Genomic DNA, 18,493 nt, shown 5'->3' with positions numbered 1-18,493 from the left:
CGCATGAAGACCATCGAGAGCTTCCAGGATCGCATCGGCGACGGGCTTGCCCAGGACGTCAACCACTTCGACGCCATCCGCATCAGCCTGGCCTCGCCCGAGAAGATCCGCGAGTGGTCCAAGGGTGAGGTGAAGAAGCCGGAGACCATCAACTACCGGACGCTCAAGCCGGAGCGGGACGGTCTCTTCTGCGAGCGCATCTTCGGCCCGACGAAGGACTGGGAGTGCCACTGCGGCAAGTACAAGCGCGTCCGGTACAAGGGGATCGTCTGCGACCGCTGCGGCGTCGAGGTGACCCAGGCCAAGGTCCGGCGGGAGCGCATGGGCCACATCGAGCTGGCCGCACCCGTCTGCCACATCTGGTACTTCAAGGGCATCCCCTCCCGCCTCGGCCTGCTCCTGGACATGTCGCCGCGGGCCCTGGAGCGGGTGCTCTACTTCGCCTCCTACGTGGTCATCGATCCCGGCGAGACGGCGCTGATGGAGAAGCAGCTGCTGACGGAGACGGAGTACCGGGAGGCCCGGGAGAAGTATGGCAACGCCTTCCGCGCCGGCATGGGGGCGGAGGCCGTCAAGGAGCTGTTGGAGCGGATCGACCTGGACGAACTGGCCGAGGAGCTGCGGGCGGAGATCCGCAACTCCAGCGGCCAGCGGCGGCTGCGGGCGGTGCGCCGGCTGGAGGTCGTCGAGGCCTTCCGCAAGTCGGGCAACGATCCCACCTGGATGATCCTCGAGGCCATCCCGGTGATCCCGCCCGATCTGCGACCCATGGTCCAGTTGGACGGCGGCCGTTTCGCCACCTCGGACCTCAACGACCTCTACCGCCGGGTAATCAACCGCAACAACCGCCTGAAGCGGCTGCTGGATTTGGGTGCGCCCGATATCATCGTGCGCAACGAGAAGCGGATGCTGCAGGAGGCGGTGGACGCCCTGATCGACAACGGCCGGCGCGGCCGTCCGGTCACGGGCCCGGGCAACCGCCCCCTGAAGTCCCTGTCCGACATGCTCAAGGGCAAGCAGGGCCGCTTCCGCCAGAACCTGCTGGGCAAGCGGGTCGACTACTCCGGCCGCTCCGTCATCGTCGTCGGCCCGCGCCTGAAGATGCACCAGTGCGGCCTGCCCAAGGAGATGGCCCTGGAGCTGTTCAAGCCCTTCGTCATGAAGCGGCTGGTCCAGCTGGGCTACGCCCATAACATCAAGAGCGCCAAGCGCATGGTGGAGCGGGTGCGGGACGAGGTCTGGGACGTGCTGGAAGAGGTGATCAAGGAGCACCCGGTGCTGTTGAACCGGGCGCCGACCCTCCACCGCCTGGGCATCCAGGCCTTCGAGCCGGTCCTGGTCGAAGGGCGCGCCATCCAGATCCACCCGCTGGTCTGCACAGCCTACAACGCCGACTTCGACGGCGACCAGATGGCCGTCCACGTGCCCCTGTCGGCGGAGGCCCAGGCCGAGGCCCGGGTGCTGATGATGTCGATCCACAACCTGCTCAACCCCAAGGACGGCAAGCCCGTGGTCACGCCCACCCAGGACATGGTGCTGGGCTCCTTCTACCTGACCCTGGAGCGGGAGGGGGCCCGCGGGGAGGGCCGGATCTTCAGCTCGGCGGATGAGGTGCTGCTGGCGTACCAGCTCAAGCAGGTGGAGGTCCACGCCCGCATCAAGGCCCGGGTGCAGACGGCGGAGGGCCGCCGGCTGATCGAGACCACGGTGGGCCGGGTGATCTTCAACGAGGCCCTGCCCGTCGAGCTGCGGTTCATCAACGAGCTGGTCGACAAGAAGAAGCTGGGCGACATCGTGGCCGAGAGCTTCCGGCGCCTGGGGTACGCCAAGACCGTGGAGATGCTGGACGCCATCAAGGAACTGGGCTTCCACTTCGCCACCCAGGCCGGCGCCTCCATCGCCATCGGCGACGTGAAGATCCCCGAGCGCAAGGCGGAGTACATCGCCGAGGCCGAGGCCCAGGTGGAGCAGGTGGAGAGCCAGTACCGCCGCGGTCTCATCAGCGCCGAGGAGCGCTACCAGAAGATCATCGACATCTGGAACAAGACGAAGGACAAGGTGACCCAGGAGCTCACCCGGGTGCTGGACTACTTCAACCCGGTCTACATGATGGCCATCTCCGGCGCCCGCGGGAACCTGACCCAGATCGCCCAGCTGGGGGGCATGCGCGGCCTGATGACGGACCCGTCGGGCCGGATCATCGAGCAGCCGGTGCGGGCCAACTTCCGTGAGGGCCTGACGGTCCTGGAGTACTTCACCTCCACCCACGGGGCGCGCAAGGGCCTGGCCGATACGGCCCTGCGCACGGCCGACTCCGGGTACCTCACCCGGCGCCTGGTCGACGTGTCCCAGGACGTGATCGTCCGGGAGGAGGACTGCGGCACCGACCAGGGCATCACGGTGTCGGAGATCCGCGACGGGGAAGAGGTCATCGAGTCGCTGCAGGACCGCATCGTCGGCCGCATCGCCGTCCGCGACGTGGTGCACCCCCAGACCGGGGAGGTCCTCGTGGCCGCCGGCGAGGAGATCGACGAGGACCGGGCCCAGGCCATCGCGGAGGCGGGCGTCGAGTCGGTGGAGATCCGCTCGGTGCTGGCCTGCCGTTCCCGCTACGGCGTCTGCGCCCGCTGCTACGGCCGCGACCTGGCGACGGGCAAGATGGTCAACATCGGCGAGGCGGTGGGCACCATCGCCGCCCAGTCCATCGGCGAGCCGGGCACCCAGCTGACCATGCGCACCTTCCACACCGGTGGCGTGGCCGGTGAGGACATCACCCAGGGTCTGCCGCGGGTGGAGGAGCTGTTCGAGGCCCGCAAGCCCAAGGGCCAGGCGGTGATGACCGAGGTCGGCGGCACCGTCAAGGTGGTGGAGACCAAGCAGCGCCGGGAGGTGCGGGTGGTCGCCGACGACGGCAGCTGGGAGGCCTACACCGTGCCCTTTGGCGCCCGCCTGCTGGTGCGGGACGGCGACCGGGTCGAGCCCGGGGACGTGCTAACCGAGGGGCCCATCAACCCCCACGACATCCTCAAGGTCAAGGGCGTGCAGGCGGTCCAGCTCTACCTCCTGCAGGAAGTGCAGAAGGTCTACCGGATGCAGGGCGTGGACATCAACGACAAGCACATCGAGATCATCATCCGCCAGATGATGCGGAAGGTGAAGGTGGAGGACGCGGGCGACACCGACCTCCTGCCGGGTGGCCTGGTCGACATGTTCGAGCTCGAGGAGGCCAATGCCCAGCTGCCCGAGGGCGCGCGGCCCGCGGTGGCGCGGCCGGTCCTGCTGGGCATCACCAAGGCGGCCCTGGCCACCGAGTCCTTCCTGTCGGCGGCCTCCTTCCAGGAGACCACGCGGGTCCTGACCGAGGCGGCCATCAAGGGGAAGACGGACCCGCTGCTGGGCCTGAAGGAGAACGTCATCATCGGCAAGTTGATCCCGGCCGGCACCGGCATGAGCCGCTACCGCCGCATGCAGATCCTGGTGGAGGGCAAGACCGAGCGGGAGGTCATGGCCCAGGCGCGGCGCAGCGAGACCCTGGCCGCCCGGGCCCTGGGCGAGGATGGTGCCGGGGCGGCCGAGACCGGCGAGCCGGCCCTGGACGGGACGGTCAACGGCCACGTGGTGCCCCAGGCCCTGGCCGCCGGCGGCGACGGGGCCGCCCTGCTGGAGGAAGCCGGCTCGGCCGCCGGTGGAACCGGCGATGGCTGGCCGGCCGACGGCGGCGGCGCCGACGGCGCCCTGGATGGGCAGGGCGAGGCCGGGATGCCGCCGGCCGGGGAGGGCGACGACGCCGGCCCGTCGTCCTGACGGCCGCTCCCCTGCGGGAGGCCGGCAACGGCGGCCGGCAGCGGCCACCCCGGGCCGGCTCGCGTTGACACTGAAAAAGGGCCGGTGCTACACTTTCCTAGTGTGTCTTGGCCTGATGAATCGGGCCCGGCCGATGGCCGGCCGCACGAAGGAGGGCCAGCCAGCATGTCCCTGGAACGCCTGCGGGCGGCCCGGCGCCGCACCGTCGGCACCAAGCAGACCCTGAAGGCGGTCTTGAAGGGCCAGGCGCTGCAGGTCTACGTGGCCCGCGATGCGGAGGCCCACGTGGTGCGCGACCTGGTGCAGGCATGCCAGGCCCGGGGCATCGCGCTGGAATACGTCGACAGCATGCGCGAGCTGGGAAGCGCTTGCCGGATCAAGGTCGGGGCCGCTTCCGCCGCCATCCTGGAGGACTGAGGCGGTGGCGGCCCCCCGGCCGCAGATGGAAGGAGGTGACGCCCGATGCCGACGATCAACCAGCTGGTGCGCAAGGGGCGCGAGCGGGTGACCCGCCGGACGGGGGCGCCGGCGCTGCGCGGCAATCCCCAGAAGCGCGGCGTCTGCCTGCAGGTGCGCACGACCACGCCCAAGAAGCCCAATTCCGCCCTGCGGAAGATCGCCCGGGTGCGCCTGACCAACGGCGTCGAGGTGACGGCCTACATCCCCGGTGAGGGCCACAACCTCCAGGAGCACTCGGTGGTGCTGGTCCACGGCGGTCGCGTCAAGGACCTGCCGGGCGTGCGCTACCAGATCATCCGCGGCGCGCTGGATGCCGCCGGGGTCGAGAAGCGCCGCCAGGGGCGGTCCAAGTACGGGGCCAAGCGGCCCAAGTCCTGACGGCTGTCGGCTCATCCACGGGCTCGCGGGGAGCGAGCGACTCCTGCGGGCGCTCGCTTCCGGGCGCATCCTCGCCGCCGGTGGCCCTGCAGGCGCGGGGCGGGTTCGTCCAGGCACCTGGCGAGGACTTTTTTACGCCCGGAGCGGGCGTCGTGGCGTGTCGGGGGTGTCGCCCCGAGGCCCGCGCGGCCGCCCGGGTGGCCGGCGGGCAGGACGAGTGTGGAGGGAGGAAGGGCATGCCCAGGCGAGGCAGGGTGCCACGGCGCCCGGTGGAGCCGGATCCCGTGTACGGCAGCGAGCGGGTGGCCCGGCTCATCAACAAGGTGATGTGGGACGGGAAGAAGAGCCTGGCCCAGCGCATCGTCTACCAGGCCTTCGAGCGCGTCGCCGCGAAGACGGGCCGGGATCCCCTTGAGGTGTTCGAGCAGGCGGTGCGCAACGCCATGCCCACCCTGGAGGTCCGGCCCCGGCGCGTGGGCGGCGCCACCTACCAGGTGCCCCTGGAGGTCCGGCCGGAGCGGCGCCTGTCCCTGGCGCTGCGCTGGATCGTCGAGTATGCGCGCCAGCGCAACGAGCGGACCATGGTGGAGCGCCTGGCCAACGAGCTGATCGACGCCGCCAACAATACGGGGGGCGCCGTGCGGCGCAAGGAAGAGGTCCATCGCATGGCCGAAGCCAACCGCGCCTTCGCCCACTACCGCTGGTAAGCAGGGTTGCGGGCGGGTCGCCGGCGGCTGCCGGCGACCGGGCGCGGCGGAGGAAGGAGGGACGACATGCCCCGGGAGTACCCCTTGGAGCGCACGCGCAACATCGGGATCGCCGCCCACATCGATGCGGGCAAGACGACGACCACGGAGCGCATCCTGTACTACACGGGACGCGTGCACCGCATGGGCGAGGTCCACGAGGGTGCCGCCACCATGGACTGGATGGTGCAGGAGCAGGAGCGCGGCATCACCATCACCTCCGCCGCCACCACCTGCTTCTGGCGGGACCACCGGATCAACATCATTGATACGCCCGGCCACGTGGACTTTACCGTCGAGGTGGAGCGCTCGCTGCGCGTCCTGGACGGCGTGATCGCCATCTTCGCTGCCCGCGGCGGCGTGGAGCCCCAGTCGGAGACGGTGTGGCGCCAGGCCAACAAGTACCGGGTGCCGCGCATCGCCTTCGTCAACAAGATGGACGTGGTGGGGGCCAACTTCTACCGGGTCCTCGACCAGATGCGGGAGCGGCTGGGCGCCAACCCGGTGGCCATTCAGCTGCCCATCGGTGCAGAGGACGACTTCCGCGGCATCATCGACCTGGTGGAGATGAAGGCCATCTTCTACCGGGATGAACTGGGCACCCGTTACGAGGCCGAGGCCATCCCGGCGGAGATGGAGGAGCAGGCGGCCGAGTACCGGGAGAAGCTGCTGGAGGCCGTGGCCGAGGTCGACGAGGAACTGATGATGAAGTACCTGGAGGGCGAGTCCATCTCCACCGACGAGATCCGGGCCGCCCTGCGCAAGGGTACGGTCACCCTGCAGCTGGTGCCGGTGCTCTGCGGTTCCGCGTACCGGAACAAGGGCGTGCAGCTGCTGCTGGACGCCGTGGTGGACTACCTGCCCTCGCCCCTGGACATCGCCGCGGTGCGGGGCACCGACCCGAAGACCGGCCAGGAGATCGAGCGCAAGGTCAGCGATGACGAGCCCTTCTCGGCGCTGGTCTTCAAGATCATGACCGACCCCTACGTGGGCAAGCTGGCCTTCTTCCGGGTCTACTCGGGTCATCTCAAGGCGGGCAGCTACGTCTACAACAGCAACAAGGGCCGGCAGGAGCGCATCGGCCGCATCGTGCGGATGCACGCCAACCACCGGGAAGAGGTGGACGAGGTCTGGACCGGCGACATCGCCGCCGCCGTCGGCCTCAAGGACACCATCACCGGCGAGACCCTGTGCGACCCCAACGCGCCCATCGTGCTGGAGTCCATGGAGTTCCCCGAGCCGGTGATCTCGGTGGCCATCGAGCCCAAGACCCAGGCGGACCAGGACAAGCTGGGCGAGTCCCTCAACAAGCTGGCGGAGGAGGACCCGACCTTCCGGGTCCACACCGACGAGGAGACCGGCCAGACCATCATCTCCGGCATGGGCGAGCTGCACCTGGAGATCATCGTCGACCGCCTGATGCGGGAGTTCAAGGTGCAGGCCAACGTGGGCAAGCCCCAGGTGGCCTACAAGGAGACCATCACCCGGCCGGCCCGGGCCGAGGGCAAGTACATCCGCCAGACCGGCGGCCGCGGCCAGTACGGCCACGTGGTCCTGGAGATCGAGCCCCTGGAGCCGGGCGGCGGGTTCGAGTTCGTCAACAAGATCGTGGGCGGCGTGGTGCCCAAGGAGTACATCCCGGCGGTGGAAGCCGGCGTCCGGGAGGCCATGCAAAACGGCATCCTGGCCGGTTACCCGGTGCTCGACGTGCGGGTCTCCCTGGTCGACGGGTCGTACCACGAGGTGGACTCGTCGGAGATGGCCTTCAAGATCGCGGGCTCCATGGGCTTCCGGAACGCCGCCCTGCAAGCCGGCCTGGTGTTGCTGGAGCCCATCATGAAGGTCGAGGTCGTGGTGCCCGAGACCTACATGGGCGACGTCATCGGCGACATCAACGCCCGGCGGGGCCGGGTCGAGGGCATGGAGCCCGACACCGGCGGCCTGCAGGTGATCCGGGCCCTGGTGCCGCTGGCGGAGATGTTCGGCTACGCCACGGACCTGCGGTCCAAGACCCAGGGGCGGGGCACCTACACCATGCAGTTCAGCCACTATGAGCAGGTGCCGCGCAACATCGCGGACCAGATCGTGGAGGCCCGGGGTGACCGGGCGCGGGCGGCCCGCTGAGATCCCGGCGGCCGCGTCATCGGGGTCGAACCCCGCCTCCCGGCGGGGACAACAAGGCGCAAGGAGGCGATCACGCCATGGCCAAGGCCAAGTTCGAGCGGACGAAGCCGCACGTGAACGTGGGGACCATCGGGCACGTGGACCACGGGAAGACGACGCTGACGGCGGCGATCACGAAGGTGCTGTCCAAGCAGGGGAAGGCGCAGTTTGTGGCCTACGATCAGATCGACAAGGCGCCGGAGGAGCGGGAGCGCGGGATCACGATCGCGACGGCGCACGTGGAGTACGAGACGGACGCGCGGCACTACGCCCACGTGGATTGCCCGGGGCACGCGGACTACGTGAAGAACATGATCACGGGCGCGGCGCAGATGGACGGGGCGATCCTGGTGGTGAGCGCGGCGGACGGGCCGATGCCGCAGACGCGGGAGCACATTCTGCTGGCGCGGCAGGTGGGCGTGCCGTACATCGTGGTGTTTTTGAACAAGGTGGACATGGTGGACGACCCGGAGCTGTTGGAACTGGTGGAGCTGGAGGTTCGGGAGCTGCTGAGCCAGTACGACTTTCCGGGCGATGAGGTGCCGGTGATCAAGGGGTCGGCTTTGAAGGCGCTGGAAGGGGACCCGGCGGCGGAGCAGGCGATTTTGGATTTGATGAAGGCGGTGGACGAGTACGTGCCGACGCCGCAGCGGGACGTGGATAAGCCGTTCCTGATGCCGGTGGAGGACGTGTTCTCGATCACGGGGCGCGGCACGGTGGCGACGGGGCGCGTGGAGCGCGGCCGGGTGAAGGTGGGCGACGAGGTGGAGCTGGTGGGCTTCACCGACAAGCCGCGGAAGACGGTTGTGACGGGCGTGGAGATGTTCCGGAAGGTGCTGGACGAGGCGGTGGCGGGGGACAACATCGGGTGCCTGTTGCGGGGGATCGACAAGGACGAGGTGGAGCGGGGGCAGGTGCTGGCGAAGCCGGGGTCGATCAACCCGCACAAGAAGTTCGTGGGGAACGTGTACGTGCTGAAGAAGGAAGAGGGCGGGCGGCACACGCCGTTCTTCAACGGGTACCGGCCGCAGTTCTACTTCCGGACGACGGACGTGACGGGGGAGATCAAGCTGCCGGAGGGCGTGGAGATGTGCATGCCCGGGGACAACATCGAGATGACGGTGGAGCTGATCACCCCGATCGCCATCGAGGAAGGGCTGCGGTTCGCCATCCGGGAGGGCGGCCGCACCGTCGGCGCCGGCGTCGTCACCAAGATCCTGGAGTAAGCCCGATTGGGACGGGAACGCAAGGGGGGACATCCGATGGCCCGGCAAAAGATCCGGATCAAGCTGCGGGCGTTCGACCACGGCGTGCTCGACCAATCGGCCGACAAGATCGTGGAGACCGCGCGGCGCACGGGGGCCAAGATCTCGGGTCCCGTGCCGCTGCCCACGGAGCGCAGCGTGTTCACGGTCCTCACCGCCCCCAACGGCGAGAAGGACCACCGCGAGCAGTTCGAGATGCGCACCCATAAGCGCCTGATCGACATCATCGACCCGACGCCCAAGACCATCGATGCGTTGCGGCGGGTCGACCTGCCCGCCGGGGTCGACATCGAGATCAAGCTCTGAGCCGGCCCGCGGCGCAAGCCGCCGGACCGATTCAATCCGGGCAAGGGCAGGACGACAAACGGAGGTGCAACCCATGGGCGTCGGCCTGTTGGGTCGCAAGCTGGGCATGACGCAGATCTTCGACGAGGAGGGCCGGGCGGTGCCCGTCACCGTCATCCAGGCGGGGCCCTGCGTGGTGGTGCAGACCCGCACCGAGGAGCGGGACGGGTACCGGGCGGTCCAGCTGGGGTTTGGCGAGATCAAGCCCCGCAAGGTCAACAAGCCGATGGCCGGCCACTTCGCCAAGGCCGGCGTGAGCCCCGTGCGGGTGCTGCGGGAGTTCCGGCTGGACGGGGAGGACGAACCCCTGCCCGAGGTCGGCCAGCAGCTCACCGTGGAGCTCTTCAAGGCCGGCGAGTACGTGGACGTGACGGGGACCTCCAAGGGCAAGGGCTTCCTCGGCCCGGTGGCCCGGCACGGCTTCGGCCGTGGTCCCATGAGCCACGGCTCCAAGTACCACCGGGGCCCGGGCTCCCTGGCGCCGTCCACCTTCCCCGCCCGGGTGTTCAAGGGGCGGCGCATGGCGGGCCGCACGGGCCACGAGCGGGTGACGGTCCGCGGCCTGCAGGTGGTGCGGGTCGACCCGGAGCGGAACCTGCTGCTGGTGAAGGGTGCCGTACCCGGGCCGCGGGGTAGCGTGGTCGCCATCCGCAAGACCAACGTCCCGCGCAAGACGCGGCCGGCGTGAGGCCCGGCGGGCGGCGAAAGGAGGACAACCCCATGCCAAGGGTGGCGGTATACAACACCCAGGGCGAGCGGGTCGGGGAGATCGAGCTGAGCGATGCGGTCTTCGGCGCCCCCGTGCGGGAAGCCCTGATGCACCAGGCGGTGGTCCGCTATCTGGCCAACCAGCGCCGGGGCACGGCGGCCACGAAGACCCGGGGCATGGTCTCCGGGGGCGGCCGGAAGCCCTGGCGGCAGAAGGGCACCGGCCGGGCGCGCCAGGGCAGCATCCGGGCGCCCCACTGGCGCAAGGGCGGCATCGTGTTTGGGCCCCAGCCGCGGGACTACACCCAGGACCTGCCGAAGAAGGCGCGGCGGGCCGCCCTCCGCTCCGCCCTCTCGGCCAAGGTGGCCGACGGGGAGCTGATCGTGCTGGAGGGCCTGGACGGCCTGGGGCTGGAGCGTCCCCGGACCCGGGAGATGGCGGCGCTGATCCGCCGGCTCGACCTGGAGGGCAAGCGGCCGCTGTTCGTCCTGGCGGAGCCGAACAAGACCCTGTACCTGTCGGTGCGGAACCTGCCGGGGGTCGACACCGAGACGGTGGACCGGCTCAACGTGTACCAGGTGCTGCGCCATGGCCACGTGGTCCTGGCCCGGGAAGCCGTGGCGCGGGCGGAGGAGGTGCTGGGGGCATGATCACCGATCCCCACGACATCATCCTGCGCCCGGTGATCACCGAGAAGAGCATGCAGCAGCTGGCGGACAACAAGTACACCTTTCTCGTGCACCCGAAGGCCAACAAGACGATGATCAAGCGGGCCGTGGAACAGATCTTCAAGGTTCGGGTCGAGAAGGTGAACACCGTCCGGGTGCGCGGCAAGCTCCGCCGGGTGGGCCGCTTCGCCGGCTACCAGCCTGACGCCAAGAAGGCCATCGTGACCCTGGCGGAGGGCCATCGCATCAAGGACTTCTTCGAGGACGTGTCCTGACGGCGGCGTGACCGGAGGACGCGGCGACGGAGACGACGGAACGGAGGCGCAGAGGGCGCCGGGTGCTGCCGGGCGCCCGAAGGGGGCTCGAAGCCATGGCGGTTCGCAAGTACAAGCCCACGTCCCCTGGCCGGCGCCAGATGACGGTGCTGGACTACAAGCAGATCATCACCCGCGACGAACCGGAGAAGTCGCTGGTGGTCCCGCTGAAGAAGAAGGCGGGCCGCAACGCCCAGGGCCGCATCACCGTGCGCCATCGCGGCGGCGGCCACAAGCGGCGGTATCGCATCATCGACTTCAAGCGGGACAAGGACGGCGTACCGGCCAAGGTGGCGTCCATCGAGTACGATCCCAACCGGACGGCCTTCATCGCCCTGTTGCACTACGCCGACGGCGAGAAGCGCTACATCCTGGCGCCCGTTGGCCTGAAGGTGGGCGACACCGTGATGTCCGGCCCCGACGCCGACATCCGGCCGGGGAACGCCCTGCCCCTGCGCAACATCCCGGTGGGCACGACGATCCACAACGTCGAGCTGAAGCCGGGCAAGGGCGGGCAGATCGCCCGGGCGGCGGGGGCCGAGGTGCAGCTGGCGGCCAAGGAGGGCGACTACGCCCACCTGCGGCTGCCCTCGGGCGAGGTCCGCCTGGTCCGGCTGGAGTGCAAGGCGACCATCGGCCAGGTCGGCAACCTGGACCACGAGAACGTGACCATCGGCAAGGCCGGGCGCAGCCGCTGGCTGGGCCGGCGGCCCACGGTCCGCGGCTCGGTCATGAACCCGGTGGACCACCCCCACGGCGGCGGTGAGGGCAAGGCGCCCATCGGCCGCCATCCGGTGACGCCGTGGGGCAAGCCGGCCCTGGGCAAGAAGACGCGGAAGAAGAAGCCCTCGGATCGCCTGATCGTCCGGCGCCGGAAGTAAGCCGGCGGCCGGGTGGGACGGCTGCCGCGGGCTGGCGGCAGGCACCGGCGAGGACCGGAGCGACCTGCATCGGCCATGGGGGCGGGGTCCGCCCACCCCGGCGCCGGATCCGGCTCGCCCCCCGGGACGGGACGAACCAGCCCGGGTAAAGGAGGTGCAGCCTGCGTGGGACGATCGCTGAAGAAGGGGCCCTACGTGGACCCCAAGCTGCTCAAGAAGATCCAGGCCCTGAACGAGAAGAACCAGCGGCGGGTGATCCGCACCTGGTCGCGGGACAGCACCATCGTCCCGGAGATGGTGGGGCACACCATCGCCGTCCACGATGGGCGGAAGCACGTGCCGGTCTACATCACCGAGGACATGATCGGCCACAAGCTGGGTGAGTTCGCGCCCACCCGCACCTTCCGCGGCCACGCCGACAAGACGGAGCGGCAGGCCCGGGTGCGGTGAGGGCGAGCCGCCAAGGAGGGAGCACCATGGAGGCCCGGGCGGTGGCACGTTTCGTCCGGCTGTCGCCCCGCAAGGCGCGCCAGGTGGTCGACCTCGTCCGCGGCAAGCCCGTGGGCGAGGCCCTGACCCTGCTGCGCTTCACGCCGAAGAAGGCGGCGCGCATCGTGGAGAAGGTGGTCCGTTCGGCCGTGGCCAACGCGACCAACAACCACGACCTGGACGAGGACCGGCTCTACATCGCCAAGGCGTACGTGGACGAGGGGCCCCGGCTCAAGCGCTGGCGGCCGCGGGCCCGGGGTCGGGCGTTCCCGATCCTCAAGCCCACCAGCCACGTGACCGTGATCGTGGCGGAACGAAAGGAGGGTTAAGGTGGGCCAGAAGACGCATCCCAAGGGATTTCGGCTTGGTATCATTCGCGATTGGGATTCCCGGTGGTATGCGCGCCGGCAGGAGTTCGTCGACCTGCTGCTGGAGGACCAGAAGATCCGCCGCTACATCAAGAAGCGGCTGTATGACGCCGGCATCTCCCGGGTGGAGATCGAGCGGGCGGCCAACCGGATCCGGCTGACCATCCACGCCGGCAAGCCGGGCATGGTGATCGGCAAGGGTGGGACCGGGGTCGAGAGCCTGCGCCAGGAACTGGAGCGCATGACCGGGCGGCAGGTGAACATCAACGTCGTCGAGGTCAAGGAGCCCGAGCTGGATGCCCAGCTGGTGGCGGAGAGCATCGCCGCCCAGATCGAGCGGCGGGTCGCCTGGCGCCGGGCCATGAAGCAGGCCCTGCAGCGGACCATGCGGGCCGGTGCCAAGGGCTGCAAGATCCGCGTCTCCGGCCGCCTGGGGGGCGCCGAGATCTCCCGCAGCGAGTGGACGGCGGAGGGTTCCGTGCCCCTGCACACCCTGCGGGCCGACATCGACTACGGCCAGGCCGAGGCGTTCACCACCTACGGACAGATCGGCGTCAAGGTGTGGATCAACCGCGGGGAGGTCCTGCCCGAGGCCAAGGCCCCGGCGGCGGCCGCCGAGCAGGGCGCCCAGGGAGGCCGATGAGCCATGTTGATGCCCAAGCGCGTCAAGTGGCGCAAGCAGCACCGCGGCCGGATGCGCGGCGTCGCCCAGCGGGGCAACACCGTGACCTTCGGGGAGTACGGGTTGCAGGCGCTGGAGCGGGGATGGATCACCGACCGCCAGATCGAGGCGGCCCGCGTGGCGATGACCCGTTACATCCGCCGCGGCGGCAAGGTGTGGATCAAGATCTTTCCCGACAAGCCCGTGACGAAGAAGCCCGCCGAGACCCGCATGGGGAGCGGTAAGGGCAGCCCGGAGTACTGGGTGGCGGTGGTCAAGCCCGGCCGCGTCCTGTTCGAGATCGCCGGCGTGCCGGAAGAGACGGCCCGGGAGGCGATGCGGCTGGCGTCCCACAAGCTGCCCATCAAGACCAAGTTCGTCGCCCGCGCGGTGGGTGGTGAGGCCCATGAAGGCTAGGGAGCTGCGGGAGCTGTCCGACGAGGAGCTGAACAAGAAGCTCCGCGACCTGAAGGAAGAGCTGTTCAACCTGCGCTTCCAGGCCGCCACCGGCCAGCTGGACAATCCCATGCGCCTGCGCCAGGTGCGGCGGGACATCGCCCGGGTACAGACCATCCAGCGGCAGCGGGAGCTGGCTGCCCTCCGGGGCACCGGTAGCGAAGGGAGGTAATCCGGTCGATGGCCCAGGAACGGGGCAAGCGCAAGACGCGGGTCGGCGTGGTGGTCAGCGACAAGATGGACAAGACCGTGGTGGTGGCGGTGGAGTCCCTGGTGCCCCACCCCCTCTACGGCAAGCGCATTCGCCGCACCAAGAAGTTCATGGCCCACGACGAGAACAACCAGTGCCGGGTGGGCGACAAGGTGCGGATCATGGAGACCCGGCCCCTGAGCCGCCACAAGCGGTGGCGGGTGGTCGAGATCCTGGAGCGGCCGAAGCTGGCTGCCCTGGCCGCGGAGGAGCTGCCGGAAGAGGAGCAGCCCCCCGCCTGAGCCGCCGGCTGGGCCGGCAAGGAGGGGTGACGGATGATCCAGCCGCAGACGCGCCTGGTCGTCGCCGACAACACCGGCGCCAAAGAACTCATGGTGATCCGCGTCCTGGGTGGCTCGGCGCGGCGGTACGCCAACATCGGCGATGTGGTCGTCGCCTCGGTCAAGGCCGCGACGCCCGGGGGCGTGGTCAAGAAGGGTGACGTGGTGCGGGCGGTGGTGGTGCGGACCCGCCACGGCCTGCGCCGGGAAGACGGCTCGCACATCCGCTTCGACGACAACGCGGCGGTGATCCTGCGGGACGCCCACGAGCCTCGGGGCACGCGGATCTTCGGCCCCGTGGCCCGGGAGCTGCGGGACAAGCAGTTCATGCGCATCATCTCCCTGGCCCCCGAGGTGCTGTGACGAGACCGGCCCGCGGGGCGGGAAGCGGCGCGGAAAGGGGGGTCCCCCATGGCGCGCAAGATGACCATTCGGAAGGGCGACACGGTGCTGGTGATCACCGGCAAGGACGCCGGCAAGAAGGGCAAGGTGCTGCGGGCCCTGCCCGCCGAGGAGCGGGTGGTGGTGGAGGGCGTCAACATCGTCAAGCGCCACCAGCGGCCGCGGCCGGGGGTCGTGCAGAGCGGCATCATCGAGCGGGAGGCGCCCATCCACCGCTCCAACGTGATGCTGGTCTGCCCGCGGTGCGGCCAGCCTACCCGCGTGGCCAAGAAGGTGCTGGAGGACGGCCGGCGGGTCCGGGCCTGCAAGAAGTGCGGCGAGGTCATCGACCGCTGAGGCGGAGGCCTGGCCGCGGCCCGGCCGGTTCGTCCGGCACGGCAGGCAGTGAGGCCGGCGCGAACGGCCGGTGGGACGAACCGGCGCGGCGCCGGCACGGGAGGGTACGACCATGGCCACCGTGGTGACCAACCTGAAGGAGAAGTACGAGAAGGAAGTCGTCCCGGCGCTGATGCAGCGCTTCGGGTACAAGAGCATCATGGAGGTCCCCCGCATCGAGAAGGTCGTCATCAACATGGGCGTGGGGGACGCCATCCAGAATCCCAAGCTCCTGGACGCGGCCGTCAAGGAGCTGGCGCTGATCACCGGGCAGCGGCCCATGGTGACCCGGGCCAAGAAGTCGATCTCCGCCTTCAAGGTCCGGGCCGGGATGCCCATCGGGTGCAAGGTCACCCTGCGCAAGCAGCGCATGTGGGACTTTTTGACCCGGTTGATCTTCCTGGCGCTGCCCCGGGTGCGCGACTTCCGCGGCCTCTCGCCCGACAGCTTCGACGGGCGGGGCAACTACTCCATCGGCCTGCGGGAGCAGCTGATCTTCCCCGAGATCGACTACGACGACATCGAGAAGGTCCGGGGCATGGACGTGACCATCGTCACGACGGCGAAGACCGACGAGGAGGCGCGGGAGCTGCTGCGCCTGCTGGGCCTGCCATTCCGCCAGTGAGGAGGTGGCTTCATGGCGCGCAAGGCGCTGATCGTCAAGGCCAATCGCGAGCCCAAGTACGCGGTGCGCCAGCGCAACCGGTGCCGGATCTGCGGCCGGCCCCGGGGTTACATGCGGCGCTTCGGGCTGTGCCGGCATTGCTTCCGGCAGCTGGCCCACCGCGGTGAGATCCCGGGCGTGAAGAAGGCCAGCTGGTGAGCTCCCGGCGTGGCGGGAAAGGGGGTTCTGCCCATGACCATGACCGACCCCATCGCGGATATGCTGGCGCGGATCCGCAACGCGTACACCGTGGGGCACGAGCGGGTCGACGTGCCGGGGTCCAAGATCAAGCGAGCCATCGCGGACATCCTGAAGCAGGAAGGCTTCATCCAGGACTACCAGTGGATCGACGACGGCAAGCAGGGCGTGATCCGCATCTTCCTCAAGTACGGTCCGGGCAAGAAGCGGGTCATCCAGGGCCTGAAGCGCATCTCCCGGCCCGGGCGGCGGATCTACGCCCGCAAGGACCAGATCCCGCGGGTGCTGGGCGGGCTCGGCATCGCGGTGCTCTCCACCTCCCGGGGCATCATGACCGACAAGCAGGCCCGGGCGGAGGGCGTCGGCGGCGAGGTCCTGTGCTACATCTGGTAAGGGCCCGCGGGGAGGACCCGACGGGGACGAGCCCGGCGCGGGATTCTGGCAGCGGGAGGTGGATCGCGTGTCGCGGGTTGGCAAGAAGCCCATCCCCATCCCCCAGGGCGTCCAGGTGACGGTGGAGGGGGATGTGGTGCGGGTCAAGGGCCCCAAGGGCGAGTTGCAGCGGACCATCCCCGCCGGCCTTGAGGTGACGGTGGAGGACGGCACCGTGACGGTGCGCCGCCAGGACGACGAGCGGGAGCACCGCGCCCTGCACGGCCTGTTCCGGACCCTGCTGGCCAACATGGTGACCGGCGTCACCCAGGGGTACGAGCGCTCCCTGACCCTGGAGGGCACCGGCTACCGCGCCAGCAAGCAGGGGCGCAAGCTGGTGATGAGCCTCGGCTACTCGCACCCGGTGGAGTACACGCCGCCCGAGGGCATCGACATCGAGGTGCCGGCGGCCAACACCGTGGTGGTCCGGGGCATCGACAAGGAACTGGTGGGCAACGTGGCCGCCACCATCCGGGCCAAGCGGCCCCTCAGCCGGTTCCGCTACGCCGACGGGCCGCGGGGCATCCGCTACACCGACGAGCGGGTGGCGCTGCGCCCGGCCAAGACCGGCAAGTAAGCCCGCCGGTCACGGCCGGCCGGCGCCGGCGGCCAGCCGCCACCGGCCGCTGCCCTCACAGGACCGGTGGCGGGCGATCTTGTGAGCATCAGGCGATCATCAGGCGATCCTTCGAGGGAACGGGGTGTCTCGAATGGCGCGGAAGCCAAAGACGCGCGAGGAAGCCCGCGACCGCCGGCACCGGCGGGTTCGCAAGAAGGTCCTCGGAACGGCCGAGCGCCCGCGCCTCAACGTCTTCCGGAGCCTGAAGCACATCTATGCCCAGGTGATCGACGACGAAGCGGGCGTCACCCTGGTCGCCGCTTCGACGGTGGAACCGGAGCTCCGCGAAGCGGTGGGAGGCTACGGCGGCAACGTGGAGGCGGCCAAGGTGGTGGGCCGGGCCATCGCCCAGCGGGCCCTGGCCCGGGGCATCAGCAAGGTGGTCTTCGATCGCGGCGGGTACCGGTATCACGGCCGGGTCAAGGCCCTGGCGGAGGCCGCCCGGGAAGCGGGTCTCGAATTCTAAGGCTCCGCCGGGAAAGGAGGGGACGGCGTGGCGCGTCATCGCAGGCGGCATCAGGAAGGGGACGAACTGCAGGAGCGGCTGGTCGCCATCAACCGGGTGGCCAAGGTGGTCAAGGGCGGCCGGCGCTTCAACTTCAGCGCCCTGGTGGTGGTCGGGGACGGTAACGGCCGGGTGGGCGTCGGCATGGGCAAGGCGGCGGAGATCCCCGACGCCATCCGCAAGGCCGTGCAGAAGGCCAAGAAGAGCATGATCGAGGTGCCGCGGGTCGGCACCACCATCCCGCATCCGGTGCTGGGCGAGTTCGGCGCGGGGCGGGTGCTGATCAAGCCGGCTGCCCCCGGTACGGGGGTCATTGCGGGCGGCGCCGTGCGGGCGGTCCTGGAGCTGGCGGGGATTCGCGACGTCCTGACCAAGTCCCTGGGCTCCAGCAACCCGGCCAACGTGGTGTACGCCACCATGGAGGGCCTGAAGTCCTTGCGCAGCGCCGAGGAAGTGGCCCGGTTGCGCGGCAAGCCGGTCGAGCAACTGATCGGCTGAGCAGGTTGCGGCCGGCCGCCGGCAGGTGCTGGCCAGCCGGGCGGCGGCCCGCACGGCGGGCCGGTTCGTCCGGCGGGCGGGGCCGGTCGTGAGTCCCACGACGGGGGTTGGAAGCATGGCGGGATTGCATGAGCTCAAGCCCGGCAAGGGCGCGCGGCACCGCCCCAAGCGGGTGGGCCGGGGCATCGGCTCCGGCCACGGCAAGACGGCGGGCCGGGGCACCAAGGGCCAGAAGGCCCGCTCGGGCGGCGCCAAGGGGCCCGGCTTCGAAGGCGGCCAGATGCCCCTGCAGCGGCGCATCCCCAAGCGGGGCTTCACCAACGCGCCCTTCCGCAAGGAGTACGCCGTGGTCAACGTGGAGGCGCTGAACCGGTTCGAACCGGGCACCGAGGTCACGCCGGAGCTCCTCCAGGAGCGCGGGATCGTCAAGGACGCCCGGGACGGGATCAAGATCCTGGGTGACGGCGACCTCAAGGTGGCCCTGACGGTGCGGGCCCACAAGTTCAGCGAGTCGGCCCGCGCCAAGATCGAGCAGGCGGGCGGCCGGGCCGAGGTGATCTGAG

26 protein-coding genes are annotated in these 18,493 nt (G+C 69.9%); all 26 read left to right on the top strand.

Going from position 1 to position 18,493, the window contains the following annotated elements:
• The first annotated feature begins 3 nt into the window (after window positions 1–3).
• Window positions 4–3,804 (top strand): DNA-directed RNA polymerase subunit beta', encoded by a 3,801-nt coding sequence (gene rpoC / locus ACYQ02_RS10155; protein WP_460040302.1) that lies wholly within the window; start codon window positions 4–6, stop codon window positions 3,802–3,804.
• Window positions 3,805–3,969: 165 nt separating this feature from the next.
• Complete coding sequence (locus ACYQ02_RS10150; RefSeq protein ID WP_460040301.1) at window positions 3,970–4,221, top strand: ribosomal L7Ae/L30e/S12e/Gadd45 family protein; 252 nt, start codon at window positions 3,970–3,972, stop codon at window positions 4,219–4,221.
• A gap of 45 nt (window positions 4,222–4,266) precedes the next feature.
• Window positions 4,267–4,641 carry a 30S ribosomal protein S12 gene (gene rpsL, locus ACYQ02_RS10145; protein WP_006902828.1) on the top strand — a complete coding sequence of 125 codons (375 nt, stop codon included), beginning with the start codon at window positions 4,267–4,269 and terminating at the stop codon, window positions 4,639–4,641.
• 236 nt (window positions 4,642–4,877) lie between these two features.
• Window positions 4,878–5,348, top strand: coding sequence for a 30S ribosomal protein S7 (gene rpsG / locus ACYQ02_RS10140; protein ID WP_460040300.1), 471 nt, complete (start codon window positions 4,878–4,880; stop codon window positions 5,346–5,348).
• 66 nt (window positions 5,349–5,414) lie between these two features.
• Window positions 5,415–7,511 carry an elongation factor G gene (gene fusA, locus ACYQ02_RS10135; protein ID WP_460040299.1) on the top strand — a complete coding sequence of 699 codons (2,097 nt, stop codon included), beginning with the start codon at window positions 5,415–5,417 and terminating at the stop codon, window positions 7,509–7,511.
• A gap of 77 nt (window positions 7,512–7,588) precedes the next feature.
• Window positions 7,589–8,776, top strand: coding sequence for an elongation factor Tu (gene tuf / locus ACYQ02_RS10130; RefSeq protein ID WP_460040298.1), 1,188 nt, complete (start codon window positions 7,589–7,591; stop codon window positions 8,774–8,776).
• A 36-nt stretch (window positions 8,777–8,812) separates the two neighbouring features.
• Window positions 8,813–9,121 carry a 30S ribosomal protein S10 gene (gene rpsJ / locus ACYQ02_RS10125; RefSeq protein ID WP_006902832.1) on the top strand — a complete coding sequence of 103 codons (309 nt, stop codon included), beginning with the start codon at window positions 8,813–8,815 and terminating at the stop codon, window positions 9,119–9,121.
• Between the two features lie 73 nt (window positions 9,122–9,194).
• Window positions 9,195–9,848, top strand: a complete 654-nt coding sequence (rplC, locus tag ACYQ02_RS10120) for a 50S ribosomal protein L3 (protein ID WP_460040297.1) — start codon at window positions 9,195–9,197, stop codon at window positions 9,846–9,848.
• A 32-nt stretch (window positions 9,849–9,880) separates the two neighbouring features.
• Window positions 9,881–10,519 (top strand): 50S ribosomal protein L4, encoded by a 639-nt coding sequence (gene rplD / locus ACYQ02_RS10115; RefSeq protein WP_460040296.1) that lies wholly within the window; start codon window positions 9,881–9,883, stop codon window positions 10,517–10,519.
• Window positions 10,519–10,812: a 50S ribosomal protein L23 gene (rplW, locus tag ACYQ02_RS10110; RefSeq protein WP_460040343.1), complete on the top strand. Its 294-nt coding sequence runs from the start codon at window positions 10,519–10,521 to the stop codon at window positions 10,810–10,812. Before rplD ends, rplW begins: the two co-directional genes overlap by 1 nt.
• A gap of 95 nt (window positions 10,813–10,907) precedes the next feature.
• Entirely contained in the window at window positions 10,908–11,732 is an 825-nt protein-coding gene (gene rplB / locus ACYQ02_RS10105) for a 50S ribosomal protein L2 (RefSeq protein ID WP_460040295.1), read from the top strand.
• Window positions 11,733–11,897: 165 nt separating this feature from the next.
• Window positions 11,898–12,182, top strand: a complete 285-nt coding sequence (gene rpsS, locus ACYQ02_RS10100) for a 30S ribosomal protein S19 (RefSeq protein WP_006902837.1) — start codon at window positions 11,898–11,900, stop codon at window positions 12,180–12,182.
• Window positions 12,183–12,208: 26 nt separating this feature from the next.
• Window positions 12,209–12,550 carry a 50S ribosomal protein L22 gene (gene rplV, locus ACYQ02_RS10095; RefSeq protein ID WP_460040294.1) on the top strand — a complete coding sequence of 114 codons (342 nt, stop codon included), beginning with the start codon at window positions 12,209–12,211 and terminating at the stop codon, window positions 12,548–12,550.
• Window position 12,551: 1 nt separating this feature from the next.
• A complete protein-coding gene (gene rpsC, locus ACYQ02_RS10090) occupies window positions 12,552–13,232 on the top strand; it encodes a 30S ribosomal protein S3 (RefSeq protein ID WP_460040293.1) in 681 nt (226 codons plus the stop codon).
• A gap of 3 nt (window positions 13,233–13,235) precedes the next feature.
• A complete protein-coding gene (rplP, locus tag ACYQ02_RS10085; RefSeq protein ID WP_006902841.1) occupies window positions 13,236–13,667 on the top strand; it encodes a 50S ribosomal protein L16 in 432 nt (143 codons plus the stop codon).
• Entirely contained in the window at window positions 13,657–13,878 is a 222-nt protein-coding gene (rpmC, locus tag ACYQ02_RS10080) for a 50S ribosomal protein L29 (protein ID WP_460040292.1), read from the top strand. The genes rplP and rpmC overlap by 11 nt, the downstream gene beginning before the upstream one ends.
• Window positions 13,879–13,886: 8 nt before the next feature.
• A complete protein-coding gene (rpsQ, locus tag ACYQ02_RS10075) occupies window positions 13,887–14,198 on the top strand; it encodes a 30S ribosomal protein S17 (protein WP_460040291.1) in 312 nt (103 codons plus the stop codon).
• Between the two features lie 33 nt (window positions 14,199–14,231).
• Entirely contained in the window at window positions 14,232–14,600 is a 369-nt protein-coding gene (gene rplN / locus ACYQ02_RS10070; protein ID WP_460040290.1) for a 50S ribosomal protein L14, read from the top strand.
• Between the two features lie 48 nt (window positions 14,601–14,648).
• Window positions 14,649–14,975, top strand: coding sequence for a 50S ribosomal protein L24 (gene rplX / locus ACYQ02_RS10065; RefSeq protein ID WP_460040289.1), 327 nt, complete (start codon window positions 14,649–14,651; stop codon window positions 14,973–14,975).
• A gap of 112 nt (window positions 14,976–15,087) precedes the next feature.
• Window positions 15,088–15,639 (top strand): 50S ribosomal protein L5, encoded by a 552-nt coding sequence (gene rplE, locus ACYQ02_RS10060; protein ID WP_460040288.1) that lies wholly within the window; start codon window positions 15,088–15,090, stop codon window positions 15,637–15,639.
• Window positions 15,640–15,651: 12 nt separating this feature from the next.
• Window positions 15,652–15,837 (top strand): type Z 30S ribosomal protein S14, encoded by a 186-nt coding sequence (locus ACYQ02_RS10055; protein WP_460040287.1) that lies wholly within the window; start codon window positions 15,652–15,654, stop codon window positions 15,835–15,837.
• A gap of 33 nt (window positions 15,838–15,870) precedes the next feature.
• Window positions 15,871–16,269, top strand: coding sequence for a 30S ribosomal protein S8 (rpsH, locus tag ACYQ02_RS10050; RefSeq protein ID WP_460040286.1), 399 nt, complete (start codon window positions 15,871–15,873; stop codon window positions 16,267–16,269).
• Between the two features lie 67 nt (window positions 16,270–16,336).
• Window positions 16,337–16,885 (top strand): 50S ribosomal protein L6, encoded by a 549-nt coding sequence (rplF, locus tag ACYQ02_RS10045; RefSeq protein ID WP_460040285.1) that lies wholly within the window; start codon window positions 16,337–16,339, stop codon window positions 16,883–16,885.
• Window positions 16,886–17,018: 133 nt separating this feature from the next.
• On the top strand, window positions 17,019–17,393 hold the full coding sequence (gene rplR / locus ACYQ02_RS10040) for a 50S ribosomal protein L18 (protein WP_460040284.1): 375 nt from the start codon (window positions 17,019–17,021) through the stop codon (window positions 17,391–17,393).
• 27 nt (window positions 17,394–17,420) lie between these two features.
• Window positions 17,421–17,930, top strand: a complete 510-nt coding sequence (gene rpsE, locus ACYQ02_RS10035) for a 30S ribosomal protein S5 (protein WP_460040283.1) — start codon at window positions 17,421–17,423, stop codon at window positions 17,928–17,930.
• Between the two features lie 115 nt (window positions 17,931–18,045).
• A complete protein-coding gene (gene rplO, locus ACYQ02_RS10030) occupies window positions 18,046–18,492 on the top strand; it encodes a 50S ribosomal protein L15 (RefSeq protein WP_460040282.1) in 447 nt (148 codons plus the stop codon).
• Window position 18,493 lies beyond the last annotated feature (1 nt).

This window comes from Thermaerobacter litoralis (assembly GCF_054654595.1).
This window is presented reverse-complemented; position numbering and strand designations above follow the sequence as displayed.

Excerpts from the sequence above, each read along its gene's own strand:
- rpoC (WP_460040302.1), top strand. The coding sequence starts at position 4 with ATGAAGACCATCGAGAGCTTCCAGGATCGCATCGGCGACGGGCTTGCC.
- ACYQ02_RS10150 (WP_460040301.1), top strand. The coding sequence starts at position 3,970 with ATGTCCCTGGAACGCCTGCGGGCGGCCCGGCGCCGCACCGTCGGCACC.
- rpsL (WP_006902828.1), top strand. The coding sequence starts at position 4,267 with ATGCCGACGATCAACCAGCTGGTGCGCAAGGGGCGCGAGCGGGTGACC.
- rpsG (WP_460040300.1), top strand. The coding sequence starts at position 4,878 with ATGCCCAGGCGAGGCAGGGTGCCACGGCGCCCGGTGGAGCCGGATCCC.
- fusA (WP_460040299.1), top strand. The coding sequence starts at position 5,415 with ATGCCCCGGGAGTACCCCTTGGAGCGCACGCGCAACATCGGGATCGCC.
- tuf (WP_460040298.1), top strand. The coding sequence starts at position 7,589 with ATGGCCAAGGCCAAGTTCGAGCGGACGAAGCCGCACGTGAACGTGGGG.
- rpsJ (WP_006902832.1), top strand. The coding sequence starts at position 8,813 with ATGGCCCGGCAAAAGATCCGGATCAAGCTGCGGGCGTTCGACCACGGC.
- rplC (WP_460040297.1), top strand. The coding sequence starts at position 9,195 with ATGGGCGTCGGCCTGTTGGGTCGCAAGCTGGGCATGACGCAGATCTTC.
- rplD (WP_460040296.1), top strand. The coding sequence starts at position 9,881 with ATGCCAAGGGTGGCGGTATACAACACCCAGGGCGAGCGGGTCGGGGAG.
- rplB (WP_460040295.1), top strand. The coding sequence starts at position 10,908 with ATGGCGGTTCGCAAGTACAAGCCCACGTCCCCTGGCCGGCGCCAGATG.
- rplV (WP_460040294.1), top strand. The coding sequence starts at position 12,209 with ATGGAGGCCCGGGCGGTGGCACGTTTCGTCCGGCTGTCGCCCCGCAAG.
- rplP (WP_006902841.1), top strand. The coding sequence starts at position 13,236 with ATGTTGATGCCCAAGCGCGTCAAGTGGCGCAAGCAGCACCGCGGCCGG.
- rpmC (WP_460040292.1), top strand. The coding sequence starts at position 13,657 with ATGAAGGCTAGGGAGCTGCGGGAGCTGTCCGACGAGGAGCTGAACAAG.
- rpsQ (WP_460040291.1), top strand. The coding sequence starts at position 13,887 with ATGGCCCAGGAACGGGGCAAGCGCAAGACGCGGGTCGGCGTGGTGGTC.
- rplN (WP_460040290.1), top strand. The coding sequence starts at position 14,232 with ATGATCCAGCCGCAGACGCGCCTGGTCGTCGCCGACAACACCGGCGCC.
- rplX (WP_460040289.1), top strand. The coding sequence starts at position 14,649 with ATGGCGCGCAAGATGACCATTCGGAAGGGCGACACGGTGCTGGTGATC.
- rplE (WP_460040288.1), top strand. The coding sequence starts at position 15,088 with ATGGCCACCGTGGTGACCAACCTGAAGGAGAAGTACGAGAAGGAAGTC.
- ACYQ02_RS10055 (WP_460040287.1), top strand. The coding sequence starts at position 15,652 with ATGGCGCGCAAGGCGCTGATCGTCAAGGCCAATCGCGAGCCCAAGTAC.
- rpsH (WP_460040286.1), top strand. The coding sequence starts at position 15,871 with ATGACCATGACCGACCCCATCGCGGATATGCTGGCGCGGATCCGCAAC.
- rplR (WP_460040284.1), top strand. The coding sequence starts at position 17,019 with ATGGCGCGGAAGCCAAAGACGCGCGAGGAAGCCCGCGACCGCCGGCAC.
- rplO (WP_460040282.1), top strand. The coding sequence starts at position 18,046 with ATGGCGGGATTGCATGAGCTCAAGCCCGGCAAGGGCGCGCGGCACCGC.